Raw genomic sequence first — 23,730 nt, forward strand, 5'->3', positions numbered from 1 at the left:
GCGATTCGGGCCGACCGGCGCGTTGACAGCGGCGGCATCGCGGTGGTGGGCTCTCCGCTGCGCCCCGCGTACGGGCGGCGCGGGGTCGGTGTACGGCACACGTATGCGCATCCTTAACCGCCGTGAAACGCAGGGGCGATGAGCAGTCGACAGCGTCGGCGTACGGTCGGGAAGACGGCCGGCAGCCGGTGCGCGGGACCGGAGACGGACGGAGGGCGGCGGAGGTGGGCGGAGTTGCCAGGCGGCGGGTGGCCACGGCGACGGCGCTGTCCGCCGCCGTGATCGGCGGGCTGCTCGGCGGCCGGGCACCGGACGCCGCCGCACAGCCGCAGCAGCCGGACTCCGGCGGCACGGAGTCGGCCGAGACGCCGGCCGCGGAGGAGGCGCTGCGGGACGCGGTGTGGCCGCGCCCGCAGCAGTTGCGCGCCCGGTCGGGCGAGGTGCACGCGGGCGGGCAGGCCGTGCTCGTCACCCCCGAGGGCGCGGACCCGCAGGCGCTCACCGAACTGCACGAGGTGCTGCGGGCGGTCGGCGTACGGGAGTTCACGCAGGTACGCCCCGGCGCCGCGCTGCCCGCGACCGGGCTCGTCGTCTACGCCGACCAGGCGCCGGCCGGCCCCGCGGGCGTCGCGGGCCCGCCGCCGCGGCGCTCCCCCGCCGACGCCGCGCTGCGCGCCCTGGGCGCCGGCGAGCAGGCCGACCTGCCGGCCGGAGGCTACCGGCTGGCCGCCGGCCGGTACGAGGGCCGTGACGTCGTCGCGCTGGCCGGGACCGACGCCGCGGGCCTCTTCCACGGCGTGCAGACACTGCGCGAACTGGCCCGCGCGGCCCGTACGGAGAACACCCTGCCCGCCGTGTCCGTACGCGACTGGCCGGGCACCGCCGTGCGCGGCATCGCCGAGAACCACTACGGCCGCCCCTGGAGCCACGAACAGCGCCTGGCGCAGCTCGACTTCATGGGCCGCACCAAGCTCAACCGCTACCTCTACTCCCCCGGCGACGACCAGTACCGCCAGGCCGGCTGGCGCGAGGCGTACCCGGCCGAGCAGCGCGCCCGGTTCCGCGAGCTGGCCGAGCGGGCCCGCGCCAACCACGTGACGCTCGCCTGGGCGGTGGCGCCGGGCCAGAACTTCTGCTTCTCCTCGGGCCGCGACCGCAAGGACCTGCTGGCCAAGGCGGACGCGATGTGGGCGCTGGGCGTACGGGCCTTCCAGCTCCAGTTCCAGGACGTCAGCTACAGCGAGTGGGCCTGCGGCGAGGACGCCGACGAGTACGGCACGGGCCCGGAGGCCGCCGCCCGCGCGCAGGCCGAGACCGCCAACGCGCTGGCCGCGCACCTGTCCCGGCGGCACCCGGAAGCGGCGCCGCTGTCGCTGCTGCCGACCGAGTACTACCAGGACGGCACCACCGACTACCGCTCCGCGCTCGCCGGCGAGCTGGACGAGCGGGTCGAGGTCGCCTGGTCGGGCGTCGGCGCGGTGCCCAAGGAGATCAGCGGCGGGCAGCTGCGCGACGCGCAGGCCGCGTTCGGCGGCCATCCGCTCGTCACGCAGGACAACTACCCCGTCAACGACTACGCCCGCGACCGCATCTTCCTCGGCCCGTACGACGGCCGCGACCCGGCGGTGGCCGCCGGCTCCGCGGGCGTGCTGGCCGGTGCGATGGAGCAGCCCGCCGCCTCCCGCGTGCCGCTGTTCACGGTCGCCGACTACGCCTGGAACCCCCGCGCGTACGACCCGGACGCCGCCTGGCGGGCGGCCGTGCGCGACCTCGCCGCGGACGCCCCCGACCCGGAGGGCGCGGGCGCCGCCCTCGCCGCGCTGGCCGGGAACTCGGCCTCGTCGGAGCTGGGCGCCACGGAGTCGGCGTATCTGCGGCCGCTGATCGCGGACTTCTGGCGCGAGCGGGAGAACGCGGCCGGCGGCCGGCGGGACGCTGAGAAGGCGGCCGAGCGGCTGCGGGAGGCGTTCACCGTGATGCGCCGCGCGCCGGACGCGCTGGCGCCGCTGGCGGACGGCACGTTCGGCGACGAGGTGCGGCCGTGGCTGGCGCGGTTGGCGCGGTACGGCGCCGCCGGCGAGCGGGCCGTGGACATGGTCACCGCGCAGGCCGCGGGGCGCAACGAGGAGGCCTGGCAGGCGCGGCTGGAGCTGCAGCGCCTGGCCGGTGAGGCCGGCCGGGGCGGCGGGGTGGTGGGCGCGGGGGTGCTCGACGCCTTCCTCAGCCGGGCGCTGACGGACTCGGACTCCTGGCTGGGCGCCGGCGGCGCCGCCCGGAGCGGCGCGGGCGCCGGGGCGACCGCCTCGGGCGGCGCGGAGCCGCTGGAGCGCTCGTCGGTGACGTCGGCGGCCGACGGCAGACCGGCGACGGCGTACGAGGCCGCCCGGCCGCCGTCGCCCGGCACGCACGAGGCGCTGGTGGTGGAGTTCGACCGGCAGCCGCTGCGGGCGGTGACGGTGCTGACCCAGCCCGGCACGGGCACCCGCGCCGAGGTGCAGATCCGGGTACGGGACGGCGGCGGGACCGCGTGGCGCCCGGTCGGCGAACTCGACGGCCGCGGCTGGACCGAGCTGCCCGCCGGGCGCGCCGACGCCGACGCCGTACGGCTCGTGTGGGCCGCCGACACCACGGCGCCGGTGGTGCACGAGGTGGTGCCGTGGTCCGCCGCCGGGCCGGGCGCCCGGCTGTCGCTCTCCCGCGACGAGGCCGACGTGACGATCGGCGGCGATCGGGTGGTCGTGGACGCGGAGTTGTCGGCGCGGCGTCCCGGCGACGCGGGCGGCAAGGTGACGGCGAGGGCGCCGGAGGGGCTGGAGGCGGAGTCCCCCGGCGAGGTGCGGATAGCCCGCGGCACGACCGCCAGGGCCCCGATCGAGATCCGCGCGACGAAGGACGTGGCACCGGGCACGTACGAGATCCCGGTGCGGCTGGAGGACGGCGGCGCGGCCCAGGTCCGTACCGTCACCGTGCACGCCTACCCCGCGGTGGGCGGCCCCGACCTGGCGCGCGCGGGCCGCGCGTCGTCGTCGGCGGACGAGACGCCGGACTTCCCGGCGGCGGCGGTGACGGACGGCGACCCGGAGACGCGGTGGTCCTCGCCGGTCGAGGACGGCGCCTGGGTGCAGGTGCGGCTCGCGGAGCCGGCGCGGGTCGGCGAGGTGGCGCTGAGCTGGGAGAGCGCGTACGCGAAGCGCTACCGCGTGCAGGTCTCCGCCGACGGCCGCCGCTGGCGCACGGCGGCGTCGGTGAACGACGGCGGGGGCGGCCGGGAGTCGGTCCGGATGGACGAGCGCGAGGTGCGCTACGTCCGCGTGCAGGGCGTGGAACGGGCCACGGAGTTCGGCTACTCGCTCTACGCCCTGGAGGTACGGGCCGTCCGCGACTGACCGCGGAACGGAGGCGGGGCCCGCTCCGCGAAGGGCACGCCCGGCGCCGCGAGGCCCCGGGCGGGGTTCCCGGACAGTGCACCGCCGTGGCCCGCGGCGAGCCGGCCGCCCCGGCGGGTCGCGACGGGCACGGCCCGTCCCGGCCTACAGGCCCCCGGCCCGGCCCCGGGGTCGACCGCATACCGCGCTGAGCGGCCCGAAGGGCGCGGTGCCGCCCGCGGGCACGGGCCCGCGACGGGCTCGTGGCCCGCGGATCCCCGTACGGGCCCGCGGCAGGCGGAAGGCGCCCGGCGGCCCTCAGCCGTAGTGCGCGCGGGTACGGGACTCGGCGCCCTCCGGGGCATCCGTGCGGTCCAGGCCCAGCAGGGCCGCGCCCAGCACCGGTGGGGCCGTGACCACCCGGGGGACCGCCTTGGGGGCGCGGGCCGTGAGCAGGGTGCGTATCCGGTCGTCCAACTGCACATGGCCCGCGGCCAGGACGCTGCCGCCGAGCACCACCGGCACCTCCTCGTCCAGCAGGTCGAGCCGCTCCAGCGCCACCGCCGCCAGCGCCACCACCTCGTCCGCCAGCCGGTCCACGATCGACCGCGCCACCGGATCGCCCCCGGCCGCCACCGCGAAGAGCAGCGGGGCCAGCCGCTGGGTGCGCGCCACCGGGACGGTGCCGAGGTGGACGCCCTCGATCAGCTCGTACATCGTGCCGAGGCCGAAGTGCTCGGGCACCGCCGTCGCCAGGGCGGTCGGCTCGCCGCGGCCGTCCTCCGCCCGCGCCGCGTACCAGACCGCCTCCGCCGCGAGGCCCGCGCCGCCGCCCCAGTCGCCGGACAGCTTGCCGAGGGCGAGGAACCGGTGGGTGCGGCCGTCGGGCAGCAGCCCGGCGCAGTTGATGCCGGCGCCGCAGACGACGGCGACCCCGCGCGGCTGCGCGCCCGGCGGGAGGCCGGCCCGCAGCAGGGCGAACGTGTCGTTGTGGACGGTGACCGTACGGCCCCATCCGCGCGCTTCCAGTTCCGCGCGGACGGTGCGCTCCTCGACGGGCAGGTCGACGTTGGCCAGGCACGCGGACACATGCGCGGCGACGGCCCCGCCGGCGCCCTCGCCCCCCGCCTGCCGTACCGCCCCGGCCACCGCCTCGGCCAACACGTCGACCGCCGCCGTCACCCCCGTCACCGGCGGCCGGAAGCCGCCGCTGCGCCCCTGGCCCAGTACCGTGCCGTCCCCCGCGACCAGCGCCGCGTCCGTCTTGCTGTTCCCGGCGTCGATCGCCAGCACGGCGACCGGGCTCAGGCCCACGGCAGGTACTCCCGGTTGTGCGCGATCAGCGCGTCCGTCAGCTTCCCGGCGCGGTCGTACTGCCCCACCAGCGGGTGTGCCAGCAGCGCGCGGAAGACGCGCTCGGACCCGCCGTGCAGCGCCGCCTCCAGCGCCAGCCGCTCGTACGCCGTGGTGTGCGCGATGAGACCGGCGAACAGCGGGTCCAGCTCCCGGACGGCGAGCGGCCTGGCGCCCTCGGCCGTGACCTCGGCCTGCACCTCGACGACCGCGTCGTCGGGGAGGAACGGCAGGGTGCCGCGGTTGACGGTGTTGACGACCTGCACCGCACCCTCGTCCCCGCCCAGCAGCGACGCGGCGAGCGCGACGGCGGCCTCGGAGTAGTACGCGCCGCCGCGCCGTGACAGCAGCTCCGGCTTGGTGTCGAGCGTCGGGTCGGCGTACATCCGCAGCAGCTCGGCCTCCATCCCGGCGACCTGCGCGCCCCGCGAGGGGCCCTCGCGCTGTTCGCGTACGACCTGGTCGTGGGCGTAGTAGTAGCGCAGGTAGTACGAGGGCACGACGCCCAGCCGGGGCAGCAGCTCCGGCGGCAGACGCAGCTCCCCGGCGATCCGGGCGCCGTGTTCGCCGATCAGCTTGGGCGTCACGTCGACGCCGCCGGGGCCGCCGAGGCGTACGCCCAGCTCCCAGGTGAGGTGGTTGAGGCCGACGTGTTCCAGGTGGACGTCCGCGGGTGGGGCATCCAACAGCCGTGCGAACGTTCTCTGCAGATGGATGGCGACATTGCACAGGCCCACCGCGCGGTGCCCGGCCTGCAGCAGCGCGCGGGTGACGATGCCGACGGGGTTGGTGAAGTCGATGATCCAGGCGTCGGGGGCGGCCTTGCGGACCCGTTCCGCGATGTCGAGCACCACGGGCACGGTGCGCAGCGCCTTGGCGAGGCCGCCCGCGCCGGTCGTCTCCTGCCCGACGCAGCCGCAGTCCAGCGGCCACGTCTCGTCCCGCTGCCGCGCCGCCTGCCCGCCGACGCGCAGCTGGACGAGCACGGCGTCCGCGCCCTCGACGCCCTCCTCCAGCCCGGCGGTGGTCACGACCCGCCCGTCGTGGCCCTGCCGGGCGAACATCCGCCGCGCCAGGGCGCCGATCAGGTCCAGCCGCTCGGCGGCGGGGTCGATGAGGACCAGCTCGTCGACGGGCAGCGTCTCGCGCAGCCGCGCGAACCCGTCGACCAGCTCGGGCGTGTAGGTCGAGCCGCCGCCTACCACTGCGAGTTTCACCCTTTGACTCCTGTCAGCGTGACGCCCTCGATGAAGGCTCTCTGGGCGAAGAAGAAGACCACGATCACCGGGGCCATGACCAGGACCGTGGCCGCCATGGTGAGGTTCCAATCGGTCTGGTGGGCGCCCTTGAACGACTCCAGCCCGTAGCTCAGCGTCCACCAGTCCGGGTTCTCCGAAGCGTAGATCTGCGGCCCGAAGTAGTCGTTCCAGCAGGAGAAGAAGTGGAACAGGGCGACGGCGGCGATAGCGGGCTTGGCCATCGGCACCACGATGCGCAGCAGCGTGCGCAGTTCGCCGCAGCCGTCGATGCGCGCGGCCTCGGTGTACTCGCGCGGGATGGTCAGCAGGAACTGCCGCAGCAGGAAGACGCTGAAGGGGTTGGCGAAGGCGAACGGGATGATCAGCGGCCACAGCGTGCCGGTCATGTCCATCTGCCGGGACCAGAACAGGTACATGGGCACGATGACGACCTGCGGCGGCAGCATCATCGCCGCGATGACCATCATCATCGCCAGGTTCCGGCCCCGGAAGCGGAACTTGGCCAGCGCGTAGGCCACGGGGAGGCTGGAGCCGACGGCGAGCACGGTGCCCAGGCCCGCGTAGAGCAGCGTGTTGCGCCACCAGGTGAGGAAGCCGGGGGTCTCCCACACCGTGCCGAAGTTGCCCCACTCCCAGGTACGGGGCCACAGCGCCCGGGTCAGCGCCTGGTCGTCGCTCATCACGGCGGTCAGGAAGACGAAGACGAACGGCAGCACGAAGAACAGCGATGCGGCGATCGCCAGGGCGTGCACCGCGACCCAGTTCAGCAGCTCCCTGCGGCGCGCCTGCGCGTTCGTCGCGGGACCGCGCCGCGGGCGCCGGCCCCGGGCCGCGGGGCGCGCCGCCGCCGGCCGCTTCCGCTCGACCGGATGTACCGCCGCCATCAGTCGTCCTCCTTCAGGAAGCCGCTGCCGCGGCGCATGAGCACGTACGTGAAGGCCATCGCGAGGACGAAGAGCACCAGGGCGACGACGCACGCCGCGCCCGTGTCGAACCGCTGGAAGCCCAGGTGGTAGACGCTCTGCGGGACGGTGAGGGTCGACTTCTCCGGGTAGCCGGGCTCGAAGTGCTGGCCGGAGCCGCCGATGACGCCGCTGGCGACCTTCGCGGCCACGATGGGCTCGGTGTAGTACTGCATCGTGGCGATCACGCCGGTGACGACGGCGAAGAGCACGACGGGCCGGATGTTCGGCAGCGTGACGTACCGGAACCGGGACCAGGCGCCGGCGCCGTCCAGCTCGGCGGCCTCGTACTGCTCCTTGGGCACGTCCAGCAGCGACGCCATGAAGATGACCATGAGGTCGCCGACGCACCACAGCGCGAGGACCGTGAGCGCCGGTTTGGACCACTGCGCGTCGTTGAACCAGCCCGGCTCGCCCAGACCGAGCCGGCCGAGGACGGTGTTGACCGGTCCGGTGCCGGGGTTCATCAGGAAGACGAACGACATGGTGGCGGCGACCGGCGGCGCCAGATACGGCAGGCAGAACAGGGTGCGGAAGACGCCCGCGCCGGTCTTGATCCTCGTGATGAGCAGGCCGACGCCGAGCCCGAAGATCGTGCGCAGGGTGACCATCACGGCCACCAGCCACAGGGTGTTGGCCAGGGCGGGCCAGAAGAAGGGGTAGTCGAACAGGACGTAGCGCCAGTTCTTCAGCCCCACCCAGACGGGGTCGGTGAACCCGTCGTACTTCATGAACGAGAAGTAGACGGTCGCGCCGAGCGGGTAGGCGAAGAAGACGCCGAAACCGACGAGCCAGGGCGAGAGGAACCCGAGGGTGCGCAGCGCCGCGCGGCGGCGCCGCGCACCCAGGGTGTGGACGGCGGCGGACATCAGCCGGCCTGCGCGTTGTCCTTGTCGATCTGCTCGTCGGCCTGCTCCAGCAGGGACGTCAGATCGTCCTCCTCGCCGCTCTCGTACTTCAGCCCGTAGTCCTGGAGCGTGAGCAGGAAGGCGCCGCCGTTCTTCGAGGGCGGGGCGTGGCTGGATTCGGGGTGCCGGGCGATGTCGACGAACGTGCGGTAGACCGGGTCGTCGTTGAGCTCCGGGGACTTCAGCGCGGCCAGCGTGGAGGGCACGTTGTGGATGGCGTTGGCGAAGCCGACGACGGCGTCGGTGTCGGTGGTCAGGTACTTCACCAGCTCCCACGCGGCGTTCTTCTTCTCGCTGGTGGTGGCGATGCCGGTGATGGTGCCGGAGAGGTAGCCCTTGCCGTACGAGTCCGCCTGGTCGTCGGGGACGGGGAAGGGGGCCGCGCCTATCTCGAAGCCGACGTCGGCGTCGGCGGCCATCTTGCCGCGCCACTCGCCGTCCATCTGCATGGCGACCTGGCCGGTGTGGAAGGGGTGCTTGGGGCCCCACTCGTCGCCGAAGGTGTTGCGGTACTTGCGCAGCTTCTCGAAGCCGCCGAGGGCGTCGACCATGCTCTTCTGCCACTCGAACATCTCGGCCGTCTTCGGGTCGCCGGCGGCGTTGGAGTCGCCCTCGCCGTCGAAGTAGGTGAGGCCGAACTGCCCGCCGTAGTGCTCGACGGTGGTCTCGTAGCCCTGGTAAGTGGGCATGAAGCCGAGCTGTTCGTAGCCGTCGCCGTCGGGCTTGGTGAGCTTCTTGGCGACCTCCTCCAGCTCGGAGAGGGTCTTCGGCGGGGCGTCGATGCCGGCTTCGGCGAAGGCGTCCTTGTTGTAGTAGAGGCCGTAGGCGTCGCCGAGGAGGGGCAGCGCGCAGCGCTTGCCCTCGTACTGGGTGTACTCCAGCATCGGCGCCGGGAAGGTCTCCTCCGGGCTGATGCCGGCCTCCTTCAGGAACGGGTCGAGGTCGGCGAGGACGTTCGAGGAGCAGAAGCGGCCGACGTTGTCGGTGGTGAACGAGGACACCACGTCGGGGCCGTTGGAGCCGCCGGCGCGCAGGCCCTGGTTCAGCTTGTCGTCGTTGACGCCCTTCACGGACGTGACCGTGATGTGGGGGAACTCCTTCTCGAAGGCGTCGATGTTGGCCTCGATCGCCTCGACCTCGGACGGCGCGCTCCAGCCGTGCCAGAAGGTGAGCGTGACCTCGGCGTCGGGATCGTCGTTCGCGGCGCCGGAGTCGTTGCTGCCGGTGCAGGCGGCGGCGAAGAGCGACAGCGCTGCCGCGGCGGCGACCGCGGCGACGGTGCGGCCGCGGGGGCGGGTTGTGGGCATGGTCGTCGTACCTCCTGGCGGATGCAGGGGAAATCGGGTGGGTGGCGGGAGCAGGCGAGCTGGGAGGGGGCGGGAGCAGACGAGCCGGGCGGGGCGGGCGTTCCGGGAGACGGGCCGGGTGGGGCGGGCGTCAGCGGGCGGTGGTGTCGAAGACCTCGTCGCGGGTGGCGGCGAGCGCGCTCTCCAGCGCGCCGGTGAGGACGGGGTGCCGCTCGACCACGCCGGTCACCAGGCGCGGCCGGGGTGCGGCCAGCTCGGCCAGCTCGGCCTGGACGAGCGCGCGCAGCCGGTCCCCGCCGGCGGCCAGCACGGCGCCGGAGAGCACGATGAGCTGCGGGTCGAGGACGGCGACGACGGAGGCGAGGCCGACGGCCAGGCGCTGCGCGAAGCGGTCGAGGAGTTCGGCGTGGCCGGGTTCCCCGGGTTCGGCGGCGGCGCGGGCGACGAGTTCCGCGGCGACCTCGGCGTGGTGCCCGCGCCCGGGGGCCAGGCCCAGCTCGCGGGCGAGCGGGGCGAGGGCCTGGGCGCCGGCCAGTTCCTGGAAGCCGCCGCTGTTGGCACGGGTGACCTGGCGGACGAGGGTGGCGCCGGGCACCGGCAGGAAGCCGACCTCGCCGGCGCCGCCGGTGCTGCCGCGGTGCAGCCGGCCGCCGATGACGACGGCCGCGCCGAGGCCCTCCTCGTTCCACAGCAGGACGAAGTCGTCGTGGCCGCGGGCGGCGCCGCGGCGCTGCTCGGCCACGGCGGCGAGGTTCACGTCGTTGTCGTACGCGACCGGCATCGGCAGGGCGGCGGCCAGCTCCTCCAGCAGCGTCGGGGAGTGCCAGCCGGGCAGGTGGGAGGCGTAGCGCAGGCGGCCGGTGCCGGGGTCGAAGGCGCCGGGGGTGCCGATGACGGCGCGGTGCAGCTCGGCGCGGGTGAGCCCGGCGTCCTTGGCGGCGCCGTCCACGGCGCGGACCACACGGCGTACGGTCCCCTCCGCAGCGCCGCCGCCGGTGCGTTTGGCCGTGGCCAGTTCGTACGAGCCGACCGTGCGCCCGGTGACGTCGGCGACGGCCGCGCGGATCCGGGCGGCGGTGACATCGAGTCCGACGACGTGGGCGACGGCGGGGTTGAGGGCGTAGAGCTGGGCGTTGGGGCCGGGGCTGCCCTCGCTGGTGCCGGTGGCGAGCACCAGCCCGGCCGCCTCCAGCCGGGCCAGCAACTGCGAGGCGGTCGGCTTGGACAGGCCGGTGAGCTTGCCGAGCCGGGTGCGTGAGAGCGTGCCGTGCTCCAGCAGCAGCTCCAGCGCGGCGCGGTCGTTCATCGCGCGCAGCGTCCCCGGGCCACCGGCCATGGGCCTCACCTCTCCCCCGGTCCGGACGGTGCCGTACCGCTCGCCGCTCCGGATGGTTAGGAAACTTTCCTATCGGAGTGCGGCGAAAGTAGTGCCGTGGACGAAGCGCGTCAAGAGGACGGGCCACAAGCGCGCCGGGCCGCCCGCGGCGGCCCGGGGGCCGGGGCTACTCCCCGCCGCCACCGCCGCCCGAGGGCGCCTGCTGGGGCACCGCCACCTGCTCCGTCCGGGGCGGCACCACCGCGCCCGGCGGTACGTCCGACATGACGACCCCGGCCGCGAGCAGCGCCTCCCGGATCCGCCAGCGCAGCTCGCGCTCGACCCCGATGGACTTCCCCGGCATCGTCCTGACCTGCACCTGGATGATCGCCGTGCCCTGCGTGACCGCGGTCAGGCCGAGCACGTCGACCTCGCCCCACAACTGCTCGCTCCACGGCTCGGTGCGGCCGAACCCCTCGCCGGCGGCGGCGATCACGTCGCGCACCCGGTCCAGGTCCTCGCCGGCCGCCACGGGCACGTCGACGACGGCCGTCGCCCAGCCCTGGCTGAGGTTGCCGATCCGCTTGACCTCGCCGTTGCGCATGTACCAGATCGCCCCGTTGTCGCCGCGCAGCTTGGTCACCCGCAGCCCGACCTCGATCACCTCGCCGGTGACCTCACCGACGTCGATGGTGTCCCCGACCCCGTACTGGTCCTCGATGAGCATGAAGACGCCGGAGAGGAAGTCCATCACCAGGTTGCGGGCGCCGAAGCCGAGCGCGACGCCCGCGACGCCGGCGCTGGCCAGCAGGGGCGCCAGATCGATCTTGAGGGCGGACAGCACGGTCAGGGCGGCTGTGCCGAGAATCACAAAGGAGGCGCTGCTGCGCAGGATGGAGCCGAGTGCTTCGGACCGCTGTCTGCGTCTCTCGTGGTTGACGAGGAGCCCGCCGAGGGCGGTGCCGTCCACGGCGTCGGCGGTGCGCGTCATCCGCGTTATCAGCTTGGTGATCATACGCTGGACCACGCGGCGCAGCACATACGCGATCACCACGACGAGCAGGATCCGCAGTCCCACGCCCAGCCACGAGGCCCAGTTCTCCTGGATCCACCCGGCCGTCTCCTCCGCGCTCTTGCGCGACTCCTCAAGCGGCGTCGGGGAGGGGCTCTCGGCAGCCGGGCGAGCGGTGGCGAACACGGCGTGGAACCTTCCGTTCAGGGGTGGACGACCTCACCCTACCCGCCGCTCCGGCCTGCCTCTTTGCCGTTGCTTTACCGCCGCGGGGCCGCCCGGCGGGCGCCGCGGGGCGGCCCGGTGAAGCCCCGTGTTGCGGTCCGGTTACCGCCCGGTGTGACCAGGCGTAGGGCGGGTCCGAAGGGGGGATCAACATCACGGGGACGGCCGTGGAACCTTGCCGGGCGGTTGGCCCGTTTACCTGATCGTGGTGGCGCGGAGGCGGGGGTGCAGGACACACTGTTGACCAGATCGTCCCGGCGCGAGCCACGCGCCGCCGGCGTACAAGGAGGCACCGTGCCGCACGTCCTCGTCCTCAATGCTTCCTACGAGCCGCTCGGCGTCGTGCCGATGCGCCGCGCGCTCGTGCTGGTGCTGAACGGCAAAGCCGTCAGTCTGGAGGAATCCGGTGCCTTCCTGCACAGCGCCACGCGGGTGATAGCGGCGCCAAGCGTCGTACGACTGCAGAGGTTCGTACGGGTCCCCGTCAGGGGGCCCGTTCCGCTCACGCGCCGGGCGCTCTTCGCCCGCGACGGGGGCCGCTGCGCGTACTGCGGCGCGGTGGCCACCAGCGTCGACCACGTGATCCCGCGCAGCCGCGGCGGACAGCACCGCTGGGACAACGTCGTGGCGGCCTGCCGCCGCTGCAACCATGTGAAGGCCGACCGGCCGATCCACGAGCTGGGCTGGCGGTTGCGCCACCAGCCCGCGCCCCCGTCCGGGCTGGCCTGGCGGATCATCGGGACAGGGCATAGGGACCCGCGCTGGTTGCCCTACCTGCAGCCATACGGCGCGGACGAGGCCCTGGCCCGGATCGACGGCATCTCTGCCTAGAACCGGGCCTTTGTTATGCCCGCGGCGACCCCCGCCGCGGTACCGGCGCCCCGGTACTCCCCCCGGGGCGCAGAAGCCGGTCGGAACAGGAACCGAACGGATGCGCTGGGCGTGAAGAAGGGCAGGATGGGGCCCCAACGCCCACCGCGTGGCGCGCTACGGTACCGATCCGAACAAGATCCCGGGAATCGCGGTGTGACGGCCTGAACGGGCCGCCATACTTGCCGACGTGCCCGGGGTGGACTGGACCCGCCCACGCAACCGGGCGAACAGCCAGCGACCCAGGGGGAGGTCACGTGACGTACCCGCCGCCGGCCGGCAGCGCCGCGCCGCCGGAGCACCAGACCGCGCCTGCGTTTCCCGCGCAGGCCGGGCCCGACGGCCCACTCGTACCGCAGGCGGGCTCTCCCGCGGGCAGCGCCGCCGCACCGCCGCCGCCCGCCGCACCGCCGGGGCGGCGCTCCGCGTTCGCCGAGGGCCTCGACAGGCTGCGCGCCGCCGCGACCACCGAGCCGGGCCGGCTGCGGATCATCGGGGCCGTACTGGCGGCGCTGGTCGTGCTGTTCGGGGCGCTCACCGCCTGGCAGGTGTCCGACCGGTCGGCGGCCGCCGACGACGTCATCAACCGCAGTCAGCCGCTGAGCGCCGACGCCGCCGACATCTACCGCTCGCTGGCCGGCGCCAACACCACGGCGGCCACCGGGTTCCTGGAGGGCGGGCAGGAGCCGCCCCAGGTGCGCGCGCGGTACGACGCGGACATCGAGCAGGCCTCGAAGCTGCTGGTGAAGGCCGCGGCCAACTCCCAGGGCGCCGCGGAGTCGCAGAAGCAGATCGAGAAGCTGAACCAGGCGCTGCCGGTCTACACCTCGCTGGTCGAGACAGCCCGCGCCAACAACCGCCAGGGCCTGCCGCTCGGCGGCGCGTACCTGCGCTACGCGGACGAGCAGATGCGCGAGACGCTGCTGCCCGCCGCCGAGCAGCTCTACCTGTCCGAGACCGGACAGTTGGAGCAGGACTACTCCGACGCCAAGGCGTGGCCGTGGGCCGCGCTGGCCGGCGGACTGCTCGCGCTCGGGGTCCTGTTCTGGGCGCAGCGCCGCCACTACCGCCGGACGAACCGGGTGTTCAACCACGGCCTGCTGGCGGCCTCCGCGGCCACCGTGATCGTGCTGCTCTGGCTGACCGTCGGGCACACCCTCGCCCGCTCCGGTCTCGGCGACTCCGACCGGCACGGCGCCCAGTCGCTGCACGCGCTCAACGAGGCGCGGATCAACACCCTGCGGGCCCGCGCCGACGAGAACCTGACGTACGTCAACCGGGGCTCCGTCACCACCGAGGAGGGCCTCGACAAGTACGAGGACAGCTACCTCAAGGGCATGAGCGAGCTGGCGGGCAAGAGCCCCGACGCCAAGGAGGCGCCGGAGGACAGCCTGCTCGGCCGCGCCCTGGAGCTGGCCGACGACGACCAGGGCCGCGAGCCGGTCGCGGAGGCCGTGGACAACGTACGCGCATGGCGCGAGCTGCACGGCGAGGCGCAGGACCAGAACGTCGCGGGCAAGTACGAGGACGCGAAGGACATGGTCATCGGAGGCGGCGGGGAGAAGTCGACCAGCGAGTTCTTCGACCAGGTCGACGACAGCCTCAAGGAGGCCCTGGACCACGAGCGGCGGGAGTTCAAGTCGGCGGCCGAGGACGGCCGCGGGGCGCTCTCCGGCCTGTGGATCGGCGCCGGGCTGCTCGCCGTGCTCGGCGCGGCCGGCGCGGTGTTCGGCATCGGGCGCAGGCTCTCGGAGTACCGATGACGGCGAAGGGGGAGGCAGCGATGCGGACGGCGAAGGCACCGAGGACGAGGCGGAAACTGCGCGGCTGGGGCGGCGTGGCCGGGACGGCGGCGGCCGTCGCGCTGACGGCCGCCCTGCTGCCCGGGCTCACGGGCGGCGACCGGCAGGACGGCCGGGCGGACGACCGCGCCGCGGGCGGTGCGGTCGCGGCGCAGCCGGCGAAGTCGAGCCAGGAGGAGTGCCAGACACCGGAGGCGAGCCTGCGGCCGTCCCCGACCGCCTCGGGCGACGGCGTCAAGCGGATCGTCGACCGCGGCTATCTGATCGCGGGCATCGACCAGAACAGCTACCAGTGGGGCTACCGCAACCCGCTCACCGGCCAGTTGGAGGGCTTCGACATCGACCTGGCGCGGGCCATCGCCGAGGAGATCCTCGGCCCGGGGGAGGACAAGATCGTCTTCCGCTCCATCCCCACCAGCCAGCGGATCCCGGCACTGCAGGCCAACGACGTCGACATCGTGGTGCGCACGATGACCATCAACTGCGAGCGCATCGAGGAAGTGGCGTTCTCCACCGAGTACTTCACCGGCGACCAGCAGGTGCTGGCGCCCGAGGACTCGGGCATCACCGGCTTCGACGAGAGCCTGGACGGCAAGCGCGTCTGCACCGCCGACGGCTCCACGGGCATGACCGCACTGGAGGAGGACTCGCACGGCGCGGAGGTCATGCTGGTCCCCAACCAGCTCGACTGCCTGGTGCGGGTCCAGCTCGGCGACGCGGACGCGGTCGTCACCGACAACGCGCTGGCGGCAGGACAGGCCGCGCAGGACCCGTCGATGAAGCTGTTCGGCACCCTGAACCAGCGCGAGCCGTACGGCGTGGCGATGAACGAGGACGACCACGATCTGGTGCGCCGGGTCAACAAGCTGCTCGAGGACTACCGCAAGGACGGGCGCTGGCAGGATTCCTACGACGAGTGGCTGGCCGACGCCATGCCGGGGATCGACGGCCCGCCGGCCCCCAAGTACAAGGACTGAGCCGGCGCGCGCAGGAGCAGTAGCAGCACGGCAACGGGCAGAGTACGGCAGCACGGAGGGAAACAGATGCCGCTCCCGCCACGGGGTTCGATGGACCGCGAGGAGGTCGATCGTGCGCTCGCGCGGCTGGGAGCCGAGCACGAGGCGATCGAGACCTCGCTGCTCGCGCTCCAGGACCACGCGGGACGCCGGCTGCTGGAGGGCGCCGAGCTGTCCGGTACGACCAAGGAGCGCTGGGCCGCCGCGGAGCAGGCGGTCTCGCTGCTGTGGGCGCACTTCGACGCGTACACGAGCGCGCTCGGCTCGGCCCGGGAGATCCGGGCCCGCCGCCGCTCACCGGGCGCCGCGGAGCTGGCCGAGCTGACGGCGCTGCTGCGCGACCACGGCGTCACCTTCGCGCCGGGTGCCGCGGCCCTGCCGCGTACCGTCGCCGGCGGCTATCCGGCGTCGCTGACGGGGCCCGCCCGGCTGTCGGAGTCGCTGAAGCTGGACGAGCTGGTGGAGCGGATGAACCGGTGGTACGCGGAGGTGATCGACGTCGTCGCGGCGGCGGACTCCGTGTGGTCGGCGCTGCCGGCGCGCATCGACCTGCTCGCCGCCGAGCTGCAGCGCACCCGGTCACTGGCCCAGTCCGTCGGCGTACGGTCCGGGGAGCACCCGGCCGGCGACGACCTGGAGCGGATCACCGCGGAGCTGGCGTCGCTGCGCGACGAGGTGGTCCGCGACCCGCTGGCGTTCTGGTCCCGGCCGGCGGGGCGCAGCCCCGGCGCGGCGCCGGGCGGCGGCAGCCCGGACACCGCGCGCTACGACGCGGCGGCGCGCGGCCTTGAGGACGTGCGCCGGGAGATCGACGCCGTGCTGCACGTCCGGCAGGACGCGGAGGAGCGGCTGATCAGGGTGCGCGACGTGCTGTCGCGCGCGGACCGTACGCTGGGCGAGGCGCGGCGGGCGCGCGGCGAGGTGCTGGCGAAGATAGCGGCGTCCGAGGTGCCGGCGGTCAGCGGCCCGCCGACCGCGTTGAACGAGCAGTTGGCCAACGCGGTCGAGTACCGCAGGCGCGCCCAGTGGCACCGGCTCTCGCCGCTGCTGGAGAGTCTGGAGCAGCGGGCCGAGGAGGAGTTGCTACGGGCACGGGAGTCGCTGACGGCGGTGACCGCGCCGCTGGCCGTGCGCGCGGAGCTGCGCGGCCGGCTGGACGCGTACAAGGCGAAGGTGGCCCGGCACGGCTTCGCCGAGGACCGCATCCTGGTGGAGCGGTACGACGCGGCGCGCCGGCTGCTGTGGTCGGCGCCCTGCGATCTGATCGCGGCGGAGCAGGCGGTGCTGCGCTACCAGCGGGCCACGGCGGAGGTGCTGGCGGCGGGACCGGTCGATCGGCCCGGGGGCACGGCGTGAGGCTGGACGGAACGGAGTTGGGGGAGTCATGAGCAACGCGCAGGCATGTCAGCGGCCGGGCTGCGGAGGCACGTACGAGGACGTCGGCGGCGGCGAGCTGTACTGCGACACCTGCGGGCTCGCCCCCGTCGTCTCACCGGACGGCGTGGTCGGCTCGGCGCCCACCGGGGTGACGGGACACCGCCGCGGCAGCCGGGGCAGCTCGTCGTCGAGCGGTTCCAGCGCGTCGAGCCGGTCGAGCAGCACGTCGCGGAGCAGTTCGCGGGCGTCGCGCCGGTCGGTCTCCGGGCGGCTGTCGCGCGCGCTGACCGGGGAGTCGACGGGCCGCTCGGTCTCGGTCAAGAGTTCGCGTACGTCCGCGGTGGCCTCCCGCGGCAAGCTGGGTGCGGGCCTGGTGACGGTGCCGGAGGTGCCGCGGCCCGACCCGCGTACGGCGGTGCTGGCGAACCCCGAGGTGCCCGAGCGCAAGCGGTACTGCAGCCGCAGCGAGTGCGGGGCGCCGGTGGGCCGTTCGCGCGGGGGGCGACCGGGGCGTACGGAGGGCTTCTGCACCAAGTGCGGGCAGCCGTACTCCTTCGTGCCCAAGCTGCAGGAGGGCGACATCGTCCACGGGCAGTACCAGGTCGCGGGCTGCCTCGCGCACGGCGGCCTGGGCTGGATCTACCTGGCGATCGACCGCGCGGTCGCCGACCGCTGGGTGGTCCTCAAGGGCCTGCTGAACACCGGTGACGAGGACGCCATCGCCGCGGCCGTCTCCGAGCGCCGCTTCCTCGCGGAGATCGAGCACGCGGGCATCGTGCGCATCTACAACTTCGTCGAGCACCTCGACCAGCGCACCGGCAGCCTCGACGGCTACATCGTCATGGAGTACGTCGGCGGCAAGTCGATGAAGGAGATCGCCAACGAGCGGCGCACGCCGGACGGCAAGCGCGACCCGCTGCCGGTCGAGGTGGCGTGCGCGTACGGGATCGAGGCGCTGGAGGCGCTCGGCCACCTGCACAGCCGCAACCTGCTGTACTGCGACTTCAAGGTCGACAACGCCATCCAGCAGGGTGACCAGCTCAAGCTGATCGACATGGGCGCGGTGCGCCGCATGGACGACGACGAGTCCGCGATCTTCGGCACCGTGGGCTACCAGGCGCCCGAGGTGGCCGACGTCGGCCCGTCCATCGCCTCCGACCTGTACACGGTGGCGCGCACGCTGGCCGTGCTGACCTTCGACTTCCAGGGCTACACCAACGTCTTCGTCGACACCCTGCCCGACCCCGACTCGATCGACGTCTTCCACCGGTACGAGTCCTTCTACCGCCTGCTGGTCCGCGCCACCGACCCCGACCCGGCCCGCCGGTTCGCCTCGGCCGCGGAGATGTCCGAGCAACTGACGGGCGTGCTGCGGGAGGTCGTGGCGCTGCAGACGGGCAAGCCGCAGCCGGCGCTGTCCACGCTCTTCGGTCCCGAGCTGCGGGTGGTGGACACCGAGCTGTTCCCGCCGGCGACCGGCGAGACCTCGCAGCTCGGCGCCCGGCCCGTCAACAAGCGCGAGCGCGCCGCGCGGGCCGCGGGCAACGGCGTTCCTGCGCTGCCGGCCGCACAGGGCGTACCGCCGCAGTTGCCGGGCGGCGGGGCGGGGATGGGCACGCAGGTGGCACTGCCCGCGCAGATCGCCGACACGCTGCCGCTGGACTCCCCCGCGGCGGCGCTGGCGCTGCCGGTGCCGCGGGTGAGCCCCAGCGACCCCAACGCCGGTTTCCTCGCGGGCCTGATGGCCTCCGCGCCCGCGGAGCTGACCGCCGCGCTGTCCAACGCGCCGACGGACTCCATCGAGCTGCAGTTGCGCCGGGTACGCGCCCATCTGGAGCTGGGCGACCTGGCCGCGACCGGCTCGGCGCTGGCCGAGCTGGGCACGCAGCACCCGGACGACTGGCGGATCGTCTGGTACCGCGGGCTGCAGGCCCTGGCCACCCGCGACTTCGAGACGGCCGCGCTGTCCTTCGACGCGATCTACGACGCCTTCCCCGGCGAGCCCGCGCCGAAGCTGGCGCTGGGCATCTGCGCCGAGGTGCTGGGCCAGTTGGACAACGCCACCGAGTACTACCGGCTGGTGTGGACGACCGACCCGGCCTACGTCAGCGCCGCGTTCGGGCTCGCCCGGGTGCGGCTCGCCGCCGCCGACCGGTCCGGTGCGGTACGCGCGCTGGAGTCCGTACCGGAGGCGTCGATCCACTACACCGCGGCGCGCGTCGCGGCGATCAGGGCCCGGCTGCGCCAGCGCGCGCCGCAGGAGCCGCTGCTGACCGACTTGCAGGCGGCCGGTACGCAGGTGGAGCGGCTGCAGGACGTCGGCCTGGACGCGGGCCGCAGAGCCCGGCTGTCCACCGAGGTGCTGGGCAGTGCGCTGGACTGGGTGCTCACCGGCCGCACCGGGGCCGGCGCGGGCCAGGCCGCCCCCGCCGGGCCGCCGGCGCCGCAGCCGCTGCTGGGCTGCGCGCTGGATGAGAACGGGCTGCGGCTCGGTCTGGAAAACTCCTTCCGGGTGCTGGCCCGTCTCGCACAGCACGGCCATGAGCGGATCGACATGGTCGAACGGGCCAACCGCTACCGGCCGAAGACCTGGGTATGAGAGGAAAGCCCATGGCGAACACACCTCCCGTATCCCAAGTGAACACGTGCCCCTCGTGCGAGGAGCCGTTGGAGGCGGGTGACCTGTTCTGCGGGGCGTGCGGCGCGGATCTCGCCGCGCCCGCACCGGCCGCGCCCGCACCGGCGGCCGTGGAGCCCGCGGTGGGACCCAACGGCGCCGTGCCCGCCGGGGCCCCTGCGGCTGCGCCGCCCGCCGGCCGGGTCGCCGCGCCGGACGGCGGGCCTTCGGAGGCGCAGCGCACCGGCAGTTACCGCATCGCGGGCCCCGGGGCCGCCCCGCAGGGCGGCGACTCCGGCGAGTTCCTGCTCGACGCGCCCGCGGAGGACCCGGAGCACTACCGCATCGCCGAGCCGGTGGCGCCGCAGGGCGCCGACCCGCGCGCGGTGCTGGGCACCGCCGCCCCGGACGCCCCGGCAGCCGCCGGGCCGCCCGCCGCCGGTCCGGTGCCGCCCGGGCGGCGCTGCATCGCGTGCCGTACGGGCGCGATCGACGCCGACGGGTACTGCGAGCGCTGCGGCCACGCCCAGCCGCGCGAGCGGGACCACATGGAGCACGAGGTGGAGGGCGTCGCGGCGGTCAGCGACCGGGGCCTGCGCCACCACCGCAACGAGGACTTCTTCGCCATCGCGGAGACCCCCCTGCCCAACGGCGCGCCCGCCACGGTCGCCGTCGTCTGCGACGGCGTGTCCTCCGCCGGCCGCCCGGACGAGGCGTCGGCCGCCGCCAGCGTCGCCGCGGGGGCGTCGCTGCAGGCCACGCTGGGCCGCGGGCTGCACCCGCAGCAGGCGATGCACGAGGCGCTGCTCGCCGCCGCGGGCTCCGTCAACGAACTGGCCGCGCAGCACTCGCCGCTGAGCAACCAGAACGCGCCGGCCTGCACGATCGTCAGCGCGGTGATCGCCGGCGGCATCCTGACCGTCGGCTGGGTCGGCGACTCGCGCGCGTACTGGGTGCCGGACGACCGCGCCGCGCCGTCGGCCCGGCTCACCGAGGACGACTCGTGGGCCGCGCAGATGGTCGCCGCCGGGCTGATGTCCGAGGCGGACGCGTACGCGGACGACCGCGCGCACGCGATCACCGGCTGGCTGGGCGCGGACGCGCACGAACTGGACCCGCACACGGCTTCGTTCAAGCCGGACGGTCCCGGCGTGGTGATCGTGTGCACCGACGGCCTGTGGAACTACGCCGAGGCCGCGGCGGAACTGGCCGCCGCGGTGCCGCCGGACGCCGCCGCCCGGCCGCTGCACGCGGCCCAGGTGCTCGTCGGCCACGCCCTGGACGGGGGCGGCCACGACAACGTAACAGTGGCGGTACTCCCGTTCCCCGGCCCGGCGGGCGGGGCAGGCCCTTCGTGACGGAGGGGGAACGCGAGGGGGGCTGATCCGCCACGGGGGGCGGCGCGCGTAACGTAGTCAGCCTCTCTTGCCCGGTGAATTGTCTACATAGATCTAAATACCATCAGTGGGAGGGGACGAGATGGCCAACTTCTCGAAGTCGCACGCGCCGGAGTTCTCGGTCGAGGTCTACCAGAACGAGTATCTGCCCGAGGGCGGCCGTGAGGTCAACGCGATCGTCACCGTCGCCTCGACGGGTGGCGGCACGACGGGCGGCATGCCGCTGCCGGCCGCCGATCCGGCGCGTACGCAGTTCGGTTCGGGGGGACCGGACGCGGGCATAGTGATCATGGTCGACTGCTCGGGTTCGATGGACTATCCCCCCACCAAGATGCGCAATGCCCGGGACGCCACGGCCGCCGCGATCGAGACGGTACGCGACGGCGTCGCCTTCGCCGTCGTCGCCGGCACCCACCTGGCCCGCGAGGTCTACCCCGGCGGCGGCCGGCTCGCGGTCGCCGACGCCACGACCCGTACCGAGGCCAAGGAGGCCCTGCGCAAGCTGAGCGCCGGCGGCGGCACGGCCATCGGCACCTGGCTGCGGCTCGCGGACAAGCTGCTCGGCTCCGCCGAGGTGGCGATCCGGCACGGCATCCTTCTTACCGACGGCCGCAACGAGCACGAGTCGCCGGAGGACCTGCGCGCCGCCCTCGACGCCTGCGCCGGCCGGTTCACCTGCGACGCCCGCGGCGTCGGCACGGACTGGGAGGTCAAGGAGGTCACCGGCATCGCCTCGGCGCTGCTCGGCACCGCCGACATCGTCGCCGACCCGGCCGGTCTGGCCGCGGACTTCACGCAGATGATGGAGACCGCGATGGGCAAGGAGGTCGCGGACGTGGCGCTGCGGCTGTGGACGCCGCAGGGCTCGACCATCAAGTTCGTCAAGCAGGTCGCCCCCACGGTCGAGGAGCTGACCGAGCGGCGTACGGAGGCCGGCCCGCGCGCCGGCGACTACCCCACGGGCTCGTGGGGCGACGAGTCCCGCGACTACCACGTCTGCGTCGAGGTACCCCCCGCCTCGGTGGGCCAGGAGATGCTCGCCGCCCGCGTCTCGCTGATCCTGCCGCGGCCGGACGGCAGCGCGCAGACCCTCTCCCAGGGGCTGATCCGGGCGGTGTGGACGGACGACATGGCGGCCTCCACCCGTATCAACGCACAGGTGGCGCACTACACCGGACAGGCCGAACTCGCCCAGGTCATCCAGGCCGGACTGGAGGACCGCAAGGCCGGCGACATGGACGGCGCCACGGCCAAACTGGGGCGTGCCGTCCAGCTCGCGAGCGCCTCCGGCAACGCGGACACCGCAAAGCTACTGTCGAAGGTGGTGGACGTGGTCGACGCGGCGAGCGGTACTGTGCGTCTGAAGGCCAAGGTCGCGGAGGCCGACGAGATGACTCTGGAGACACGGTCGACGAAGACCGTCCGCGTCAAGAAGTGACGAGAGTGAGACAGGGGGATCCACCGAGATGGCGACCTGCCCGAACGGTCACCCGTCAGGAGCCGAGGACTGGTGCGAGGTGTGCGGCATCCGCATGCCGGGCGCCGTCCCGCCGCCGGCCGCCCAGGTCCCGCCGCCGGGCCCGGGGGGCTACGGCTACCCCGGTCCCCCCGCCGGCGAGCCCACCCAGGCCGCGGAGCCCTGCCCGTCGTGCGGCACGCCCCGGGAGGGGCACGCGCAGTTCTGCGAGGAGTGCCGGTACAACTTCGTCACCCAGAGCGCCCAGCCGTACGTGCCGCCGGCGATGGCCTCCGGCTTCTCGCAGGGCTTCCACCCGCAGCACCCGCAGGGGCTGACGTACCAGCCCTCGGGCCCCTCGCATGTCCACCGCGGCCCCGAGCCGCTGGGCCCGGACACCGGCGCGGGGCACGCACCGCCGCCACCGCCGCCGCCCCCGCCTCCGGGTCCCGGACTCGGGGTGCCCCCGCAGGCACCGCCGCAGCCGGACCCGCGGATGGGCGGCGACTTCGTGATCACGCCGCCCAGTTCGGCGCAGCCGCCGCCGCAGCACGGGCAGCACGGTCAGCACGGGCAGCACGGCCAGCAGTTCCCCGGCCAGGGGCCGCCGCCGCAGCCGGTGGGCTGGGTGGCGGTCGTCGCGCCGGACCGGGAGTACTTCGCGGCGATGATGTCGCGCAGCGGGCCCGAGGCGCAGGGGCTGAACCTGCCGGCGTACTCGCCGGAGCAGAAGGTGCCGCTGGTCGGGCCGCAGATCGCGATCGGCCGAAAACGGCAGTCGACGGGCGAGGTGCCGGACATCGATCTCGCCAGACCGCCGGAGGACCCGGGTGTCTCGCACAAGCACGCGGTGCTCGTCGAGCAGCCGGAGGGCGGCTGGGCGGTGGTCGACCAGAACAGCACCAACGGCACGACCGTCAACGGCGCGGCCGACCCGATCCAGCCCTTCGTCCCGGTGCCGCTGAGAGAGGGCGACCGGGTGCACGTCGGCGCGTGGACGACGATCCGCATCGAGCGGGGCTAGCCGCCCGCTCACCCCGCACGACCCGGACGGCCCGGTGCTGAATCGTTCCGAGCCGGACGGCCGAGGCGATGTCGTACGGACCCCATCCCGTACGCCACCGCCGGACCCCGCACCACCGCCTCGACGGCGAGGCGCCCTCAGCGGCTGATCGGCCGGTCGGCGGCCGTGCCGTGCGGCACCAGATCGAGCTGCACCCGGTGCGTACCCACCCGGGTCGCGGATCCCCCGGCGCCCGCCTCCACCACGCCGAGCCGCAGCGACAGCCGCCCCTCCCCCGTACGGTGCAGCTCCACGGCGAACTCCAGGCTCACCCGCTCCACCCGGAACCGCCAGTCGCTCCGCTCCCCTTCCCGCTCCGCCTTCGCCAGCTCCCGCCGTACCTCGGCGATCGCGTCGGTCAGCCCCACCACTTCGTCGCCCTGCGCGTCGTGCGCCATCCGCGAACCCCCTTCACCCCATGACTAT

17 protein-coding genes are annotated in these 23,730 nt (G+C 74.3%); 9 read left to right on the top strand and 8 right to left on the bottom strand.

Going from position 1 to position 23,730, the window contains the following annotated elements; all coding sequences use genetic code 11:
* The first annotated feature begins 248 nt into the window (after positions 1–248).
* Positions 249–3,386 carry a beta-N-acetylglucosaminidase domain-containing protein gene (locus tag ABGA99_RS07610; RefSeq protein WP_347576752.1) on the top strand — a complete coding sequence of 1,046 codons (3,138 nt, stop codon included), beginning with the start codon at positions 249–251 and terminating at the stop codon, positions 3,384–3,386.
* A gap of 297 nt (positions 3,387–3,683) precedes the next feature.
* Here the strand turns inward: ABGA99_RS07610 and ABGA99_RS07615 are convergent, their stop codons facing one another.
* From ABGA99_RS07615 to ABGA99_RS07645, 7 genes are all read right to left on the bottom strand, one after another.
* Positions 3,684–4,679: a BadF/BadG/BcrA/BcrD ATPase family protein gene (locus ABGA99_RS07615; RefSeq protein ID WP_347576539.1), complete on the bottom strand. Its 996-nt coding sequence runs from the start codon at positions 4,677–4,679 to the stop codon at positions 3,684–3,686.
* Complete coding sequence (locus ABGA99_RS07620; protein WP_347576540.1) at positions 4,670–5,935, bottom strand: 6-phospho-beta-glucosidase; 1,266 nt, start codon at positions 5,933–5,935, stop codon at positions 4,670–4,672. The genes ABGA99_RS07615 and ABGA99_RS07620 overlap by 10 nt, the downstream gene beginning before the upstream one ends.
* Positions 5,932–6,861, bottom strand: coding sequence for a carbohydrate ABC transporter permease (locus tag ABGA99_RS07625; RefSeq protein WP_347582366.1), 930 nt, complete (start codon positions 6,859–6,861; stop codon positions 5,932–5,934). Before ABGA99_RS07625 ends, ABGA99_RS07620 begins: the two co-directional genes overlap by 4 nt.
* Positions 6,861–7,808, bottom strand: a complete 948-nt coding sequence (locus ABGA99_RS07630; protein WP_347582367.1) for a sugar ABC transporter permease — start codon at positions 7,806–7,808, stop codon at positions 6,861–6,863. Before ABGA99_RS07630 ends, ABGA99_RS07625 begins: the two co-directional genes overlap by 1 nt.
* Complete coding sequence (locus ABGA99_RS07635; protein ID WP_347576543.1) at positions 7,808–9,154, bottom strand: ABC transporter substrate-binding protein; 1,347 nt, start codon at positions 9,152–9,154, stop codon at positions 7,808–7,810. Before ABGA99_RS07635 ends, ABGA99_RS07630 begins: the two co-directional genes overlap by 1 nt.
* Positions 9,155–9,284: 130 nt before the next feature.
* On the bottom strand, positions 9,285–10,490 hold the full coding sequence (locus tag ABGA99_RS07640) for an ROK family transcriptional regulator (protein ID WP_347582368.1): 1,206 nt from the start codon (positions 10,488–10,490) through the stop codon (positions 9,285–9,287).
* Positions 10,491–10,656: 166 nt separating this feature from the next.
* A complete protein-coding gene (locus tag ABGA99_RS07645; RefSeq protein ID WP_347576545.1) occupies positions 10,657–11,667 on the bottom strand; it encodes a mechanosensitive ion channel family protein in 1,011 nt (336 codons plus the stop codon).
* 333 nt (positions 11,668–12,000) lie between these two features.
* On the opposite strand from ABGA99_RS07645, the gene ABGA99_RS07650 reads away from it, so the two are divergent.
* The 8 genes from ABGA99_RS07650 to ABGA99_RS07685 all read left to right on the top strand — a co-directional run bounded on the left by ABGA99_RS07650 (position 12,001) and on the right by ABGA99_RS07685 (position 23,265).
* Positions 12,001–12,537: an HNH endonuclease gene (locus ABGA99_RS07650; protein ID WP_027741881.1), complete on the top strand. Its 537-nt coding sequence runs from the start codon at positions 12,001–12,003 to the stop codon at positions 12,535–12,537.
* Between the two features lie 296 nt (positions 12,538–12,833).
* Positions 12,834–14,339, top strand: a complete 1,506-nt coding sequence (locus tag ABGA99_RS07655; RefSeq protein WP_347582369.1) for a hypothetical protein — start codon at positions 12,834–12,836, stop codon at positions 14,337–14,339.
* A gap of 20 nt (positions 14,340–14,359) precedes the next feature.
* Positions 14,360–15,355, top strand: coding sequence for a glutamate ABC transporter substrate-binding protein (locus tag ABGA99_RS07660; RefSeq protein WP_347576547.1), 996 nt, complete (start codon positions 14,360–14,362; stop codon positions 15,353–15,355).
* A gap of 90 nt (positions 15,356–15,445) precedes the next feature.
* The gene (locus ABGA99_RS07665) at positions 15,446–16,750 is read left to right on the top strand and encodes a hypothetical protein (RefSeq protein WP_347582447.1); all 1,305 of its coding nucleotides are present in this window, start codon (positions 15,446–15,448) and stop codon (positions 16,748–16,750) included.
* Positions 16,751–16,778: 28 nt separating this feature from the next.
* Positions 16,779–19,370 (top strand): tetratricopeptide repeat protein, encoded by a 2,592-nt coding sequence (locus ABGA99_RS07670; protein WP_347576548.1) that lies wholly within the window; start codon positions 16,779–16,781, stop codon positions 19,368–19,370.
* Between the two features lie 11 nt (positions 19,371–19,381).
* Entirely contained in the window at positions 19,382–20,746 is a 1,365-nt protein-coding gene (locus ABGA99_RS07675) for a protein phosphatase 2C domain-containing protein (protein WP_347576549.1), read from the top strand.
* A 121-nt stretch (positions 20,747–20,867) separates the two neighbouring features.
* On the top strand, positions 20,868–22,223 hold the full coding sequence (locus ABGA99_RS07680; protein WP_347582370.1) for a VWA domain-containing protein: 1,356 nt from the start codon (positions 20,868–20,870) through the stop codon (positions 22,221–22,223).
* A 28-nt stretch (positions 22,224–22,251) separates the two neighbouring features.
* Positions 22,252–23,265 carry an FHA domain-containing protein gene (locus tag ABGA99_RS07685; protein WP_347582371.1) on the top strand — a complete coding sequence of 338 codons (1,014 nt, stop codon included), beginning with the start codon at positions 22,252–22,254 and terminating at the stop codon, positions 23,263–23,265.
* 137 nt (positions 23,266–23,402) lie between these two features.
* On the opposite strand, the gene ABGA99_RS07690 is transcribed toward ABGA99_RS07685, so the two are convergent.
* A complete protein-coding gene (locus ABGA99_RS07690) occupies positions 23,403–23,702 on the bottom strand; it encodes a trypco2 family protein (protein ID WP_347576552.1) in 300 nt (99 codons plus the stop codon).
* Positions 23,703–23,730: the final 28 nt, after the last annotated feature.

This window comes from Streptomyces sp. B5E4, assembly GCF_039871555.1.
Taxonomy (GTDB): domain Bacteria; phylum Actinomycetota; class Actinomycetes; order Streptomycetales; family Streptomycetaceae; genus Streptomyces.